Below are 13,205 nucleotides of genomic sequence, written 5' to 3' on the forward strand. Positions count from 1 at the left end.
GAATCACAACCCACTGGGAGAGAGACACGTCCTGAACAGCACAGGGCACTGGATTGGCTTTATCGAGGGAATGGCAAGGTGAATGGCTGCGGGCTAGACGAGGCTTACATGGTCCCGCTGTCGGAGAAGTTCACGAAGGCGAGTCAGGGCCTCCTTGTGGATTTGGGAGATTCGCCCTTTGGAAAGTTGCAGCTCCTGGCCGATATCGGAAAAGGACTTGAATTCAAAATAGTGACCACGCACTACCATATACTGCTTGGCAGGCAATTTTTTCACCAGCGTTGAAATACTGCGCAAAAGCTGGTCGTAATGATGGCTGGCATAGGGGTCACCATGGTCACGGGCCTGCTCACCCGCCATGATTGCATCCAGCTGGAATCCCACTGCCAGGTTCAGGATCGCATCGACAAAGCCTGCGAAATCGACATCGCCATTACCTATCAGCGATTCGTTCCTTTCTTCCATGGCCCTTTTATAGAACTCGTACTGGCTCGCGCTTTCGGTCATTTTCGGGAGCCCGTTAAGGATTGCACCCCGAATCCGGTAACCGGCAAACGTCGAAAACTTTACCCCTTCGCGGATATCGAAGCGGTCGAGAGCCTCAATCAGCCCGAGCAGGGCAAACTGCAGGTAATCCTCGTATGAGACCGTATCGACAATCCGGCCCGCATAAAATTTACCCGCAATCTTCGCAGCGAGACCGCGATGCATGAGAATCAACTTTTCCCTTGCGGAACGGTCACCCTCTGAGAACGAATCCCACAGTGCTGCTTCTTGACTGGAACTATCGAGCATCCCTGCCATTGGCGCGCTCTACACAAAACTGTTCATCAATGACAGGGTTACGAGACTCCAGCCATCAATCAGGACAAACACCAGGATCTTGATAGGAAGCGAAATCATCATCGGCGGGACCATCATCATACCCAGTGACATCAACATGCTGGCCACAACAATATCCACAAGCAGAAATGGGATAAAAATGATAAAGCCAATCTGGAACGCGGTCCTGAGTTCGCTGAGGAGGAATGCGGGCACCAGTGCAGAGAGTTCCACATCATCAACCTTGCCAGGAGGGTCGTCGGCCATTATCTCGTAGATCAACTCAAGGTCTTCTTCCCTGGTCTGCCGCAGCATGAAGCTCCGCAGGGGCTGCACGCCCCGATCAAGGGCGGCTTCGGAGCCGATTTCCTCATTTGTATAGGGTTGGTATGCCTGACTGTTAATCTCCTCGATGACAGGCTTCATGCTGAACAGGGTGAGTATCAGCGCAAGACTGACCAGCACCATATTTGGCGGTGTCTGCTGCATGCCCAACGCATGCCGCAACATAGCCAGCACCAGGATGATACGGGTGAAGGAGGTCATGACTATCAGGATGCCCGGCGCAAGGCTAAGCACCGTCATACCCAGCAGAATCTTCAGCGCCAGGCTTAGATCCGCGCCCCCATCATCAAACTGGATATCAACACCAGGGAATGACACATCGGCAGCGGCAACAATCCCTGGCAAAAGAGCCAGGAGAATGAACAACAATGACCTCATGCTTCTACATCTTTTTCTGTTTTATCTACTACGGTGAGGTTGTTCCCCATTTCCGCTACCAGGTATTCCTTGCCTTTCCAGGAAATTGAATACAGCGTAAGGCTATTACTGACACGCTTTCGCTCTTGCAGGCCTATTTCGGCAGTGTTACCGCCAGTACTACTGCCCTGCCCCCGCCAGTGAACATAGGCCTTTAGGGCAACAAAAGTCAGGCCCAGAAGCACCAGCACCGAAAGCAGCGCCTTGGCAAAGGTCCAGACAAGGAAATCAGTCCCTGCCTGGGCCATAGCAACAGGGCTATTGGAAACTAACAGCACGGCTGCAAACCGCAGTCCATTTGCCCGACATTTCACCACTGGGACTCCTTATGCCTGTCAGGATACCGCTTTGTTGGCATTATCAATCTCGGTAATCCTGACACCCAGTGAATCGCCCTGCGAGGCCAATACACCCCTGGCAACCAATGCACCGTTAACAAATACATCCACGGGCTCATCAACCTTTTTATCCAGGGAAAGAAGTTCTCCTTTTTTCAGGTTAAACAGCTCCTCCACGGATATACGGGCACTACCGACGGAGACGCGAAGCTCGACTTGCACATGCCGGATCATATCCACTGATGGAGGAACAACGGTCGCGCCCTCACTGTCCTGCGTCAATTCCTGAAGTTCCACATCCAAAGTTTCCACAACAACTACCTCTCAACTGTTACGTAATTTTAATAGCCCGGTTTTCATCCGTTTTACCCAGGACAGCCGCAAACAGGTCTGGCTGCGAGCCACAAGACACGCTGACCACGCCGGTAAAATCCTGGCCCAACGGGATAAAGTCACCAGGCTTCAAATCCATTACTGATTCACATGGAATATCACTGGCTTTGAAATATGCCCGGAGCAACGTATTCTGGGGACCCACCGCACTGTTTAACGGCTGGACGCCTTTGCTGGGTTCAGTTTTCACAGGCCCAAGCAGCCCCTTCCATATTCCACGTGTTAGCAGTACCGAGACCGGGATGCCGCGGACGTCCATTTCAAGTGCAACGCAACCGCTTCCATACCGGTTTACCGACTCGTCATGGTCGTCGACACTGATGCTTTCACCATCCGCATCAGGCACCATTCGGCGGCAGAAATCCTGGCACAGCCGTTGCAGTATGTGATGCTCCAGTTCATCGCTCTCCAGCGACTCACCTTCAAAAAGTGAGGAAAACAGTTCGTGCCAGACCGCCGAATCACCAACAAAGATGATATTTTCATCACCGAAGCGAATATTCCTGAAAATACGATAGTCATGGTAAAGGGACGACTCTGTGTAGAACTCGCACACATCCACAAGCTTCAGGGTATTTACGCCATGCCACCATCCCGCCTCAAAGGCCTCGAGACGGGGCTCAAGTTCTGCGCGCAGTCGTTTTAGACGCTGGCTACCGACAAACTCGAAATCACGAATAACGTCTGTCACGATCGTCACTTGGATGCCTCCAGCAACTGCTGCATCATCTCGTTAACCGCTGTCAGCATCTGCGAGGATGCCTGGTAGCCGCGCTGAACCACGACCATGTCCGTAAACTGCTGGGACAGCTCAACATTGGATGCCTCGAGTTTCTGCCCGAGTACCAGGCCATAGATATCCTGGTTTGGCTGCCCGATCTCGATTGTTTGCTGTGGATTGGCCTCGAATAGCCCTTGGCCCAGCTGGGTAAGCGCCTGCTTGTCATGGATGTGTGCAAGAGCGATCTGCTGGCCCTGCTGGGTTTCCTCATTGCTGTAGTTTGCTTCCAGCACACCATCCTCATTGAAGGACAGTCCAAGCAGGGCTCCCTGCTGGTAGCCGTCATTATCCTCAAGCGCCAGGTCGGAGGCTGATGCGCCCGAGAAGGAGGTGGCAAAAGCGAATGACCCAACATCGCCAAAATTGAGGGTGATATTCTGGTTGGCCCGATCCTGGGGCTGGAAGTCGAACGACACCGTATTGAAGCCGTCGGCCGGGGACCCGTTATCCTGGAAGCGTATCTCCAGGTCCGATGCCACCAGGTTGTTATCAGCATCACGAACGTCTACAAACCAGCTCCTGGGTGTATTCGCGTTATTGTTGCGAAACGTCAGGGTCAGCACCTGTGTAGAGCCCAGCGAGTCGATCACCTCGACATCCGAAATCACGTGCTGGGTTGAACCCAGTGACAGGTTGCCCAGGAAAGTGAGGTTTTCTGTTGGCCTTGCCGGCATGGTTTTCAAGCCATCAAGGCTCAGGGGCACCAGGTTCCCGGCGTCATCGAGAGCCATCACCTTCGCTCCCGAAGGCGACACCAGGTAATCGTCGTTATCAAATGAAAATTGCCCAAACCTGGAGTAGAAACGTTTGCCATCCTCTTCCAGGATAAAGAACCCTTCGCCATCGATCGCCAGGTCGGTGTCATTACCGGTATCCCGCAGGTCGCCCTGCGAAAAATTGATTGTGGTCTGGATAACCTCGGAACCTGCGCCGGTAATGCCATTCTCCAGGTATGGGCGGTCACCATCGGAGTACTGGTAGCCATAGTAAACATCGGCAAAGACCGCCTGGTTACCCTTGTATCCTGGTGTATTCACATTGGCCACGTTCCCGCTGATAACGTCAAGGCCCTTACTGAACGTCTGCAAGCCTGCAAGGCTGGAAAAAACAGTACTCAACATAGTTAGCTACCTACTGCCTGTACCTGGGAAAGAGGGATGTCGGTCAAGAAACGGCCATCCGAGGTCTCAATGGTTAGAACTGGTGACCCGGAATTGAAATTTACGGAAATTACATCCCCCAGCTCCCGACTGGTTTCAGTTGCCACCTCGACCGTCCTGCTGAGGATGCCGATCGCCTGGTTTGCCGCTTCAATCTTGATCAGAGACTGGATACTCTCGTTAGTCTGGCGCGCCTGCTCCAGGCTGGTAAATTGCGCCAGCTGGGAAATAAACTCGGCATTATCGATCGGCTCAAGCGGGTCCTGGTAGTTCAGCTGTGTCAGGAGGATGTTGAACAGGTCCTCCTGGTTCACAGTTGCAGTCTGTTGCTGCTGTGTGGAGGTAGAATTTACTGCCCCTAGCGTGCCTATATCCATTTACTTGCCCACCTTTGTATTTATTAAACTTTCTCGACCGCCCCGGCCACAGTTAACTGCCTGAGCACCAGCCCGTTTTCCCGAAGCGCAGCCTTGACGTACTCAATGACTGCTTTCTTCTCGTTACCGTCCAGTTTTTTTCCGATCCAGATTGATACGCCCCCCTTACTATCCACCACCAGGTGTCCCCTGAGACGTGCCAGATAGGTTTGGAGACCGGAAGCCCGCGGTAAATTGGGCGTGCCCAACCGGCTCAGCGTACTTTGCACCAAACGCTGCCCCTCAGGGCGGGAACCGAGCGCACCAAGCTGTTTATAGGCACCAATTGCCATCTTCTCCCCCGGTGAGGGCAGGCCATGCCCCTGCCGGGCCAGCGGCCCGGGCTGCCGCGCCAGCTCCGCCACCTTGCCCGCTGGGGCCGGGGGTCGATGGCGACCAGTTGTTGCCGCCACCTCCGTCTTATCAGCTGTGCGGTTTTCGACACCGCCCCTGGAGTCCCCACCGGAATAACGTGACTGCTGTTGCAGGAACTCTTTTTCCCAGCCAAGATCCCTTTTGTTCGACCCCAGGTTGGCGCCCGCAACGTTAGCCGTAGTTGGCAAATCAACGACCTTCATAGGCAGCCCACTTTGTCAGGATGTGCTCTTCACAGAGACGATCACGCCGTCTTTCATTACGTCGTCCAATATCCCTTCTCAATTCTGCGATTCGCTCTTCATATCGCTTACATTTTCCATCGCGAGCCTGAACCGAGGCCTTTAGTGAGTCAGCGCGTTCACGCAATTCCTTCAACTGGGTACGAAGCTGTACCTGGCGGGCCTCGAAATACACAACTCTTTCCCGTATCAGGGATAGCTGTTCTAGCTTGAACGTCGTCAGGTCGTCCCTGAGTATCGCCCGATACGCCAACTCGGCAGCGGAGATGTCCTTCCCTGCCTGGGCATCCTCCGCCACCAACCGGTCTATAGAGGAATTTAACTCTGCAATATCTGCCATGATCTGCCCGATCTCCGCGCGACTGATTTTCAGCAGACTATTCAGCTGGGCCAGTTCACTCATGCTTCACCCATGATCTTGGCCATCTGCAGGTAAACGCCGGCACGATCCATATCTGCACTTCCATCCTGCCGGAAAAGCGCATACAGCTTTGGCACCTGATCGAGTGCCTGGTCAACCTCGGCATTCTGCCCTTCCTGGTAGGCGCCCAAGCCGATTAATTCTTTCCCCTCAATATATGCCTTGATAAGACTCCGTGATTTTCTACAAAGCTGCTGCTCACGTGGGGACTGAAGCTTTCCTGCCAGTCGGCTGATACTTGAGAGATAGTCAATCGCAGGATATCGCCCTTCATTCGCAATTGAGCGATTAAGCACGATATGGCCATCCAGTATGGCTCGGGCACACTCAGCCACCGGATCCTCAGCCTCCTCGTTTTCGACCAGCAAGGTGTACACCCCAGTGATACTTCCGGCACCCTCTTTCTTGCCGGCGCGCTCTACCAGTTCAGGAAGCAAGGCAAACACCGAGGGGGTGTAACCCCTGGCAGTGGGGGGCTCACCGACTGCCAGGCCGACTTCCCGTTGCGCCATTGCCAGCCTTGTCAGCGAATCCATAGCGAGGAATACCCGCTTACCCTGATCGCGAAAGAACTCACAGATAGCCATCGCCGTAAAAGCCGCATTCACCCGCATAACTGCCGGCTCATCCGCAGTCGCGGCAATAATTACCGTTCTCTGGCGCTGTTCGGGAGTAATAACCTCCTCGAGGAAATCCTTGACCTCCCTGCCGCGCTCCCCAATCAGGGCAATTACCGTAATGTCAGCATCTACACCACTGGTTAGCATACCCAGGAGAGAGGACTTCCCTACACCTGCTCCGGCGAAGACACCAATCCTCTGGCCCTCACCGATCGTGAGCATACTGTCAACGGCCTTGACCCCGGTCTCCAGCACGGTATTGATACGGCCCCGATCCATAGGCGACAAAGAACCGGCCCGAAGCGGCCTGCTTGAGCCTTTACTAACGGGCTGCCCACTGTCTATAGGTCTCGCCATTCCATCAAGTACACGGCCAAGCATGGCATCGCTGACAGGGACCTGGAGAACAGAGTGCGTTCTCCTGACAAAACAGCCAGGGGTTAGCCCCGTAAGATCCCCATAGGGCAGAAGGACGACCTTGCCATCCCGAAACCCCTTTACCTCCGCATCCAGGCTATGGCCCCGGCTACTGGAGATAGTGCATACCTCGCCGTAAAAGGCATCCCGGACTTTTGCCTTGACACTGAGGCCCACAAACTCCTCAACCTTGCCGTATGACTCGAGCAAGTTTGCGGATTGAATCCGGAGGTTGAGTTCCTCAAGCATTGCGCGAGCCCAGATAGTCAGAGATCAGCTGGTGGACCTTGCGAACCTGGGACTCATAGCCGGCATCGACTACTTCATCCTCAACGTCAACCAGGATTCCAAAGGGCTCCAGCTCAGGCTTGCAGCTGATAGATGCGAGCTGGGAAACCCGTTCGAAGGTCGCACGGCTCCTCGAGAGCGCACTATGGAGTTTCTCTCCCAGGATAACCTCCGCTCTACCTCGACTGCGAAGCTCCTCAACAACTTTGCAGATGCTGTCAGCCAGGTAATTCGGGTTGATTCGGCTCTCTCCAATGATCCTGGCTACCGATACGGCAACGGTATCGGCAATATTCTGCTGAATAAACTGGCGCTCTTCTTGCATCGCGGAGGAAACCAGCTGCATCAATTCCTCCAGCCCCCTGCCATGGCGAGACTCAATCTCCTGGATCTTGTCTTCATAGGCTTTCACACCATCTGCACGACCTCTTTCCATCGCCGCCTGGTAAGCATCCTCATCGGCTCTTGCAAGAGATTCCTGGAGCTGCTCTGCCGCGGCCCTACTCCGGGCCAGCTCTTCACGCAAGCGCAAAATTTCTGCATCCATCTGGTGCATGCGCGACTTTATCTCTTCCATGTTCTCCGCAGGAGGGGCAACAGACTCAGCTGATGCTGTTTCTGGTGCATGAGTAACATCTCCCTCGGACAGGGCACCAAGAAGCTTTCTCTTAACGCTGGTTGGCATTCTTCACCTCATTGGAGGAGCGACAGTAGTCCTGCAGCGCTTTTCCAAGGGCTTCTGGAAAAGCCTGGTCATCGCCTGCCAGGAGCCTGTCCACACGACGGATAAGTGCCGCGGAGCCACCTGGCAACTGCTCGGCCACCATAGACGACCTGCTGAAGTCTACCGGTAACATGGGCTTTCCGTGCTCTGGCTTATCGTCAGCTGCGGCCTTAAATTTGGCGAAATAGCTCTCAAGGATCTCCCTGCGTGATTCCGGTAGGCCGGATAGCATTTTCTCGCGCTTTCTTCGAGGCAGGAGAAAGATATCTATCGCCAATTGCTTCTCATCTATCACTGTATTCCACCACATTACTGGGGAGCTCAGCCCATTGCTGAAGCTGCCTAGAAACCCTGCGTACCCTGGAACGCTCTGTAATCATCCTGCCTGCCATAAGGATGGCACCAAGACCCAGCAACAGTGCGATTGCGATCAGGATATACTGTGAGGGAACCGCGAGAGAGGGTTCCGGCCGGTCCTGTTCAGGGGCCTCTGGTAGCGGTTGTTGATTGTATTTATCAAATGCTTTTTTGAGTGCAATGTTGTTCCTGATCACGGTAACTGTGTCACCGCGGTCCGGCTTCATACCCAGAACCGAAGAGACAAGATCCCGGACGTCATCCGTCTTCACACCCTCAAGCCCTGTATCGATGACTACCCCTACACTCACCCGCGCGATGTCGTATCCCGCGTACTCGGTATTACTGATTTCCCGGCCATACTCGTAACTGACCTCCCTGGACTTGTCACGGCTGCCCTGATCCTCGCCCGCCCCGCGGCTTTCGGTCTCCCTGATCTTCTTTATTCCGGCACCGTCCCCTGGCGATATCAACCGCTCTGTCTGGACAGTCCGATTATTCATCACTAGAGATACGTCGACATGGGCAACATAGCTGGACGGCCCAAGGCTTCCGTCCAGAATATTCGACAGTTTGCCCTGCAAATACTTTTCGGTACGGATCTTCTCGCGTAGCTGGCCGCCAACCACACCATCCCCGCTAGACACTCCGCCCTCAAGTACCCGGCCTGACTGATCAACAATGGAGATATCCTGGGGCAATATCTTGGGAACCGAGGACTCAACCAGCTTCTTGATGCCTGCCACCTGGGAAGCACTGATTTCCTTTCCGGGATCGAGATATACCGTAATTGAGGCCGATACTTTCTCCTCGTCTTCAGAGAAGAGCTTCTTTTCCGGGAGCACAAGATGAACACGGGCATGCCGGATATCATCTAGAGAACCGATTGTCCTGGATAGCTCACCCTCCAATGCCCTCTGGTAGTTCACCCTCTGGGCAAAATCGGTGATGCCGAAATCTGACTCATTGAACAGTTCGAAACCAATGATTTCACGAAAGGCATTGCCACTGTTCATTACGGTCTCCTTCGCACGAGACAGGTCCGCCTTGGCCACACTGATTGTGCCCTGGGCCCTGTCAATACTGTGCTCTATCGACCGTACGCTCAACTCGGCGGAAACCTTATCCACCTCCTCTGGGGCGAGCTCCCTGAACAGAACCTCTTCACCGGAGGAAAGTATCCAGTACGAGGCAACCACCAGGAATACCACGATCAATGCGATGCCGCCAAACAGTAGCGGCTTTCCCTCTAAAAACTTCATCAATAACCCCTATAAATGCAGGCTTAAACCTGCATTCGCATAATTTCCTGGTAACCCTCGAGCACCTTGTTACGAACTTGTAACGTCAACTGAAACGCTGTGCGACTCTTTTCCAGCTCGAACATAACATCATGGACGTTCTCTGCCTTACCCAACGCCAGATCCTCCAGGGCCGCCTCGGATTTCTGTATCTGGTTATCGAGGTCACCCAGTTGCTGGGTAAACCAGGATGAAAAGTTTTCAGATTCAGAATGCTGCAGCCTTGAGGGGACAAGTGATTCAATGCCGATTTCACTGATCGGTTCTATCGCCATAGTTTTAGCTTCCTATTTCCAATGCCTGCTGGACCATGGCCTTATAGGCGTTTACCGCCTTTACATTGGCCTCATAGGCCCGCACAGAGCGCATCATCGACATCATCTCCGTAAGCAGGTCAACATTTGAGTACTTCACGAAACCATCCTTATCCGCGTGAGGGTGAGCCGGTTCATAGCTGACCCGGTGCTGCTCTGTGCTCTGGAGAATCATGGCTTGCTCAACACCGTATGCCGGAACCTGTCCGGCCGCATCAAGCTCCCTGGAGAAGGATGACGCTGATGCCGCAGTAGAAACCAGGCTCTTTGCACTGTATGGCGCCTCACTCGCCGGCAGCGTTTTATTCGCATTTGCGAGATTGGTCGCGACAAGCTCAAGACGTGACTTCTCAATGCTCATGCCTGAAGCACTGATATCAAAAACTGCCAGATAGCTCATTTTACTTCGCCTGCTCACCGTTAATGGCCATCTTCACCAGGCCACCATATTTTCCCAACGCCTTAAGTAATGTCTGGTATTGGACTACCGCCTGGTTCAAACGAACCATCTCCATATCCAGAGACACTTCAGAATTCTGTGTCAGGGTATATTCCCTTGAGCCGACTGCCCCCTTGACCGCATTCAGCTCATTGACCGATGACTCTCCCTTGCCAAGCAGGATGGCCTCCGCGTCCTGGTAGAGCCTGGTAAAATCCACGGCCATAGGGCTGTATCCACGACTATTCACATTTGCGATATTGTTGGCAGATAAGCGTTGGGACTGCAGATTGGCATCCAACATTACCTTTACCAGCGCAGATGTTGAGCCTGATAACTCATCTATCATTTTTCTAACTCCCTTATTGAATCACCAGTTCCGCATGCAGCGCACCGGCAGCCTTGAGTCCCTGTAATACAGTAATGATATCCCTGCTGCTGGCATTGACTTTTCTCAACGCAGTAACCAGCTCTGCCACATTACTTTCCTCTGGCATATTGATCATTACGGACTCTTCTTCTATTACATTTATCTCCGTATCCGGCACCACCTCAGTGCTTACATTCGGGAGATTATTTCGACCGAAGTACACATTTGGCTGGGATACGTAAAAATCTGTGCTTATTGAGACGACCATATCGCCGTGTGTAATAGTGGTAGGTGAAATCCTGACATCCCCACCAGCAATCACTGTGCCCGTGCGCTCATTGAGAACAACTCTCGCCCTGATATCCGGGTTAATCGTCAATGACTCCAGTTTCGCCAGGAACTGGTACAGACCATTATTACCCTGCTGTGGCGGATAGACTTCGAATGTGCCAGGACCAACCACGGCTGCAAACTCACCACCAAACCGGCTGTTCACTGTATCGACAATTCGGCTGATAGTTGTAATGTCAGGAGTGTTCAGGACATACGTGAGTCTCTTGTCCCGCCCGCTTGGTCCATTGGCAACTGCACGCTCAATAATACCGCCATTGGCGATTGTCCCTGTGGTCGGATGATTCTTCTGCACAAGGTTGCCGTTGAGGTCATACCGATAACCACCGATCGAGAGAGCTCCCTGTGCTAGGGCATAAATCCTTTGATCTGGACCAAGCAGAGGTGTCGTTACGAGTGTTCCGCCGAGCAGGGAGCGCGCATCCCCCATAGAGCTTACGGTCACGTCAATACTGGAACCCGGCTGGGCGAACGGAGGAAGCGAGGCCGTGATCATTACTGCAGCTACGTTCCTGGCCCTCAGGTCTCGGGAATCGATATTGAGACCAAGGTTCTCGACCAGGTTGCTAATAGACTGCTTGGTAAGCCGGTTATTGTAGCTATCCCCGGTGCCTGCCAGGCCAGTCACAACACCGTAACCAACGAGCATATTCGCGCGATCGGCCTTGAGGCGGGCCAGCTCCTTCAGGCGAACGCTTTCGGCACTCACATGCAATGAATAGCCGGTCCCAAGGAAAATCAACACGGCAATCTTCAGAAAGGAATAAACGTACCGCATTAAAATAGCCACTCCAGCGCTCTAGATATCAGGCCAGGGGTTTCTTTACGTGAGAGCAGACCATCCCCCTGGAATTTGATATTTGAATCTGCCAGTCGTGTAGAAAGAATGGTGTTATCGGCAGATATATCTTCTGGGCGTACCCGTCCCTCGACGAAAATCGTCTGGGCTTCATTGTTCAGCGAAATCACCTGCTGGCCGCGCACAAAGAGTTCACCGTTGGGCAAGATTGCCTCAACAGTCGTACTGATCTTGCCGATCACTTCCCCGGATCGCCGTTCTACACCTCCACCATCAAACTCGGAGGAACCCCGAAAGTCACCGCCAACTGTATTATGAGTATCAGAGGCCCTGACAGATATCTTGGAGTTCTTTTCAGTGTCCGTATCGGCTTTGCTTGTTGCACTTGCAGCCTCGTGGATGAGCACGGTAAGCGTATCACCCAGAAATCTTGCGCGATGATCCTCGACAAGGGACTGATATGTCTCTTCCGAATAGAGCGATCCGGTCTCTTCGGGATACTCTTCCTCTGGCTCGGCCTCAAAGCCAGGTCCCCCATTTGCGAGAACCAACCCGGGCGCCAGCATCAGAATGAGGCATAAAACACCTTTTTTGCCTGCGTCATACGCCATTTTCTATCCTCCCCTGTTTTTCTCCTGTCACTTTTATGGTCACAGGTGTATCTGATGTCGGGATGGAGACCATTACAGTTTCACCTATAATCCCATCCTCAAGAGCCATCCCTTTCATTTTTATCGCTATCTTCCCGCTGGCATATATCACTTCTACTTCACGACTTTTCAGTACAGCAGGGACCGGCTCTATATCGACCAGGGCAATCGGCTGTCCAGCACGCACCGGCCGTACCACCCTTGTTCCCGCCAATTCGCTCAGTGACTCAACCACCTCCCCTCTTGCGGTCAGTACATCTACAGACTCCCTGGAAACCAGGCTATGAGAGATCTCCGTATTACTGCGAATATCTGTTGCTGCTGTGATGGCCAGCTTCCACAGAGAAACACAGAACCTTACTCTGTCCTTCCGTATCAACCTTCCGGCTGATGTGACTGCAATAAGAGCCGACATCTGCTTGGCTGGGGCTGACTGTTCTATCTGCACATCCAGACCAAATTCTCCATCTGGAACGCCAATCGAGAAGCCATCATCGATAGATATCTCAAGGCTCTCCAAAGGTACCGCGAATCTTGCAGCCACTTCTTCCTTGACTCGCTGCTCGAGTCGGTGGGCACCCAGCTGGCCCAGCTTACGATTCACCGTCACCCGAGCTGGGCCACCCCATTCAATACCTGATAGATCAACTCCAGCCTGTCTCAGGTGATATTCCACCTCTGCCCTGCTATATCTGTATTTCCGCCCAGGTAGTAGTGGACCACCGATAGGTACACCCGCGAGATCTAAAGCATCACTGCCTGCTGTTTTCTGCGAGATTACAGCGAGGTCCCCGAGAACGGGGTAGGCCGACTCAATAACCACAGTGGTCTTAAGGTCAATTGTCATGACTGAAGACGACCCGAC

At 53.2% G+C, this 13,205-nt stretch carries 19 protein-coding genes; all 19 read right to left on the minus strand.

From position 1 onward, the window contains the following. Positions 1-93: 93 nt before the first annotated feature. The 19 genes from LVE68_RS07885 to flgA all read right to left on the minus strand — a co-directional run bounded on the left by LVE68_RS07885 (position 94) and on the right by flgA (position 13,187). Positions 94-804 carry a sigma-70 family RNA polymerase sigma factor gene (locus LVE68_RS07885; RefSeq protein ID WP_233006480.1) on the minus strand — a complete coding sequence of 237 codons (711 nt, stop codon included), beginning with the start codon at positions 802-804 and terminating at the stop codon, positions 94-96. A 9-nt stretch (positions 805-813) separates the two neighbouring features. Next, positions 814-1,533, minus strand: coding sequence for a flagellar type III secretion system pore protein FliP (fliP, locus tag LVE68_RS07890; protein ID WP_233006481.1), 720 nt, complete (start codon positions 1,531-1,533; stop codon positions 814-816). 8 nt (positions 1,534-1,541) lie between these two features. Next, positions 1,542-1,898 carry a hypothetical protein gene (locus tag LVE68_RS07895; RefSeq protein ID WP_233006482.1) on the minus strand — a complete coding sequence of 119 codons (357 nt, stop codon included), beginning with the start codon at positions 1,896-1,898 and terminating at the stop codon, positions 1,542-1,544. 21 nt (positions 1,899-1,919) lie between these two features. Then, a complete protein-coding gene (locus LVE68_RS07900; protein ID WP_233006483.1) occupies positions 1,920-2,234 on the minus strand; it encodes a FliM/FliN family flagellar motor switch protein in 315 nt (104 codons plus the stop codon). Positions 2,235-2,253: 19 nt separating this feature from the next. Then, entirely contained in the window at positions 2,254-3,015 is a 762-nt protein-coding gene (locus LVE68_RS07905; RefSeq protein WP_233006484.1) for a FliM/FliN family flagellar motor switch protein, read from the minus strand. Next, positions 3,012-4,217, minus strand: coding sequence for a flagellar basal-body rod protein FlgF (gene flgF / locus LVE68_RS07910; protein ID WP_233006485.1), 1,206 nt, complete (start codon positions 4,215-4,217; stop codon positions 3,012-3,014). The genes LVE68_RS07905 and flgF overlap by 4 nt, the downstream gene beginning before the upstream one ends. Positions 4,218-4,219: 2 nt before the next feature. Then, positions 4,220-4,633, minus strand: coding sequence for a flagellar hook assembly protein FlgD (locus tag LVE68_RS07915; protein ID WP_237062874.1), 414 nt, complete (start codon positions 4,631-4,633; stop codon positions 4,220-4,222). A gap of 23 nt (positions 4,634-4,656) precedes the next feature. Next, entirely contained in the window at positions 4,657-5,250 is a 594-nt protein-coding gene (locus LVE68_RS07920; protein ID WP_233006487.1) for a hypothetical protein, read from the minus strand. Further along, positions 5,237-5,692, minus strand: coding sequence for a hypothetical protein (locus tag LVE68_RS07925; RefSeq protein WP_233006488.1), 456 nt, complete (start codon positions 5,690-5,692; stop codon positions 5,237-5,239). Before LVE68_RS07925 ends, LVE68_RS07920 begins: the two co-directional genes overlap by 14 nt. Further along, on the minus strand, positions 5,689-6,996 hold the full coding sequence (locus tag LVE68_RS07930; protein ID WP_233006489.1) for a FliI/YscN family ATPase: 1,308 nt from the start codon (positions 6,994-6,996) through the stop codon (positions 5,689-5,691). Before LVE68_RS07930 ends, LVE68_RS07925 begins: the two co-directional genes overlap by 4 nt. Next, the gene (locus LVE68_RS07935; protein WP_233006490.1) at positions 6,989-7,612 is read right to left on the minus strand and encodes a hypothetical protein; all 624 of its coding nucleotides are present in this window, start codon (positions 7,610-7,612) and stop codon (positions 6,989-6,991) included. The genes LVE68_RS07930 and LVE68_RS07935 overlap by 8 nt, the downstream gene beginning before the upstream one ends. 91 nt (positions 7,613-7,703) lie before the next feature. Further along, positions 7,704-7,892: a hypothetical protein gene (locus LVE68_RS07940; RefSeq protein WP_233006491.1), complete on the minus strand. Its 189-nt coding sequence runs from the start codon at positions 7,890-7,892 to the stop codon at positions 7,704-7,706. 151 nt (positions 7,893-8,043) lie between these two features. Then, on the minus strand, positions 8,044-9,378 hold the full coding sequence (gene fliF, locus LVE68_RS07945) for a flagellar basal-body MS-ring/collar protein FliF (protein ID WP_233006492.1): 1,335 nt from the start codon (positions 9,376-9,378) through the stop codon (positions 8,044-8,046). 23 nt (positions 9,379-9,401) lie between these two features. Next, complete coding sequence (fliE, locus tag LVE68_RS07950) at positions 9,402-9,692, minus strand: flagellar hook-basal body complex protein FliE (RefSeq protein WP_233006493.1); 291 nt, start codon at positions 9,690-9,692, stop codon at positions 9,402-9,404. 4 nt (positions 9,693-9,696) lie between these two features. Further along, positions 9,697-10,131: a flagellar basal body rod protein FlgC gene (gene flgC, locus LVE68_RS07955; RefSeq protein WP_233006494.1), complete on the minus strand. Its 435-nt coding sequence runs from the start codon at positions 10,129-10,131 to the stop codon at positions 9,697-9,699. Position 10,132: 1 nt separating this feature from the next. Beyond that, positions 10,133-10,519, minus strand: a complete 387-nt coding sequence (locus LVE68_RS07960) for a flagellar basal body rod protein FlgB (protein ID WP_233006495.1) — start codon at positions 10,517-10,519, stop codon at positions 10,133-10,135. A gap of 13 nt (positions 10,520-10,532) precedes the next feature. Continuing rightward, positions 10,533-11,681, minus strand: a complete 1,149-nt coding sequence (locus LVE68_RS07965; protein ID WP_233006496.1) for a flagellar basal body P-ring protein FlgI — start codon at positions 11,679-11,681, stop codon at positions 10,533-10,535. Continuing rightward, complete coding sequence (locus LVE68_RS07970; RefSeq protein ID WP_233006497.1) at positions 11,669-12,301, minus strand: flagellar basal body L-ring protein FlgH; 633 nt, start codon at positions 12,299-12,301, stop codon at positions 11,669-11,671. The genes LVE68_RS07965 and LVE68_RS07970 overlap by 13 nt, the downstream gene beginning before the upstream one ends. Continuing rightward, positions 12,291-13,187: a flagellar basal body P-ring formation chaperone FlgA gene (gene flgA / locus LVE68_RS07975; protein ID WP_233006498.1), complete on the minus strand. Its 897-nt coding sequence runs from the start codon at positions 13,185-13,187 to the stop codon at positions 12,291-12,293. Before flgA ends, LVE68_RS07970 begins: the two co-directional genes overlap by 11 nt. Positions 13,188-13,205 lie beyond the last annotated feature (18 nt).

The organism is Microbulbifer sp. YPW16 (assembly GCF_021290385.1).
GTDB lineage: Bacteria > Pseudomonadota > Gammaproteobacteria > Pseudomonadales > Cellvibrionaceae > Microbulbifer > Microbulbifer zhoushanensis.

Excerpts from the sequence above, each read along its gene's own strand:
- fliF (WP_233006492.1), bottom strand. The coding sequence starts at position 9,378 with ATGAAGTTTTTAGAGGGAAAGCCGCTACTGTTTGGCGGCATCGCATTG.
- LVE68_RS07925 (WP_233006488.1), bottom strand. The coding sequence starts at position 5,692 with ATGAGTGAACTGGCCCAGCTGAATAGTCTGCTGAAAATCAGTCGCGCG.
- LVE68_RS07940 (WP_233006491.1), bottom strand. The coding sequence starts at position 7,892 with ATGTTACCGGTAGACTTCAGCAGGTCGTCTATGGTGGCCGAGCAGTTG.
- LVE68_RS07970 (WP_233006497.1), bottom strand. The coding sequence starts at position 12,301 with ATGGCGTATGACGCAGGCAAAAAAGGTGTTTTATGCCTCATTCTGATG.
- flgF (WP_233006485.1), bottom strand. The coding sequence starts at position 4,217 with ATGTTGAGTACTGTTTTTTCCAGCCTTGCAGGCTTGCAGACGTTCAGT.
- LVE68_RS07920 (WP_233006487.1), bottom strand. The coding sequence starts at position 5,250 with ATGAAGGTCGTTGATTTGCCAACTACGGCTAACGTTGCGGGCGCCAAC.
- LVE68_RS07935 (WP_233006490.1), bottom strand. The coding sequence starts at position 7,612 with ATGGAAGAGATAAAGTCGCGCATGCACCAGATGGATGCAGAAATTTTG.
- LVE68_RS07930 (WP_233006489.1), bottom strand. The coding sequence starts at position 6,996 with ATGCTTGAGGAACTCAACCTCCGGATTCAATCCGCAAACTTGCTCGAG.
- LVE68_RS07960 (WP_233006495.1), bottom strand. The coding sequence starts at position 10,519 with ATGATAGATGAGTTATCAGGCTCAACATCTGCGCTGGTAAAGGTAATG.
- flgA (WP_233006498.1), bottom strand. The coding sequence starts at position 13,187 with ATGACAATTGACCTTAAGACCACTGTGGTTATTGAGTCGGCCTACCCC.
- LVE68_RS07915 (WP_237062874.1), bottom strand. The coding sequence starts at position 4,633 with ATGGATATAGGCACGCTAGGGGCAGTAAATTCTACCTCCACACAGCAG.
- flgC (WP_233006494.1), bottom strand. The coding sequence starts at position 10,131 with ATGAGCTATCTGGCAGTTTTTGATATCAGTGCTTCAGGCATGAGCATT.
- LVE68_RS07885 (WP_233006480.1), bottom strand. The coding sequence starts at position 804 with ATGGCAGGGATGCTCGATAGTTCCAGTCAAGAAGCAGCACTGTGGGAT.
- fliE (WP_233006493.1), bottom strand. The coding sequence starts at position 9,692 with ATGGCGATAGAACCGATCAGTGAAATCGGCATTGAATCACTTGTCCCC.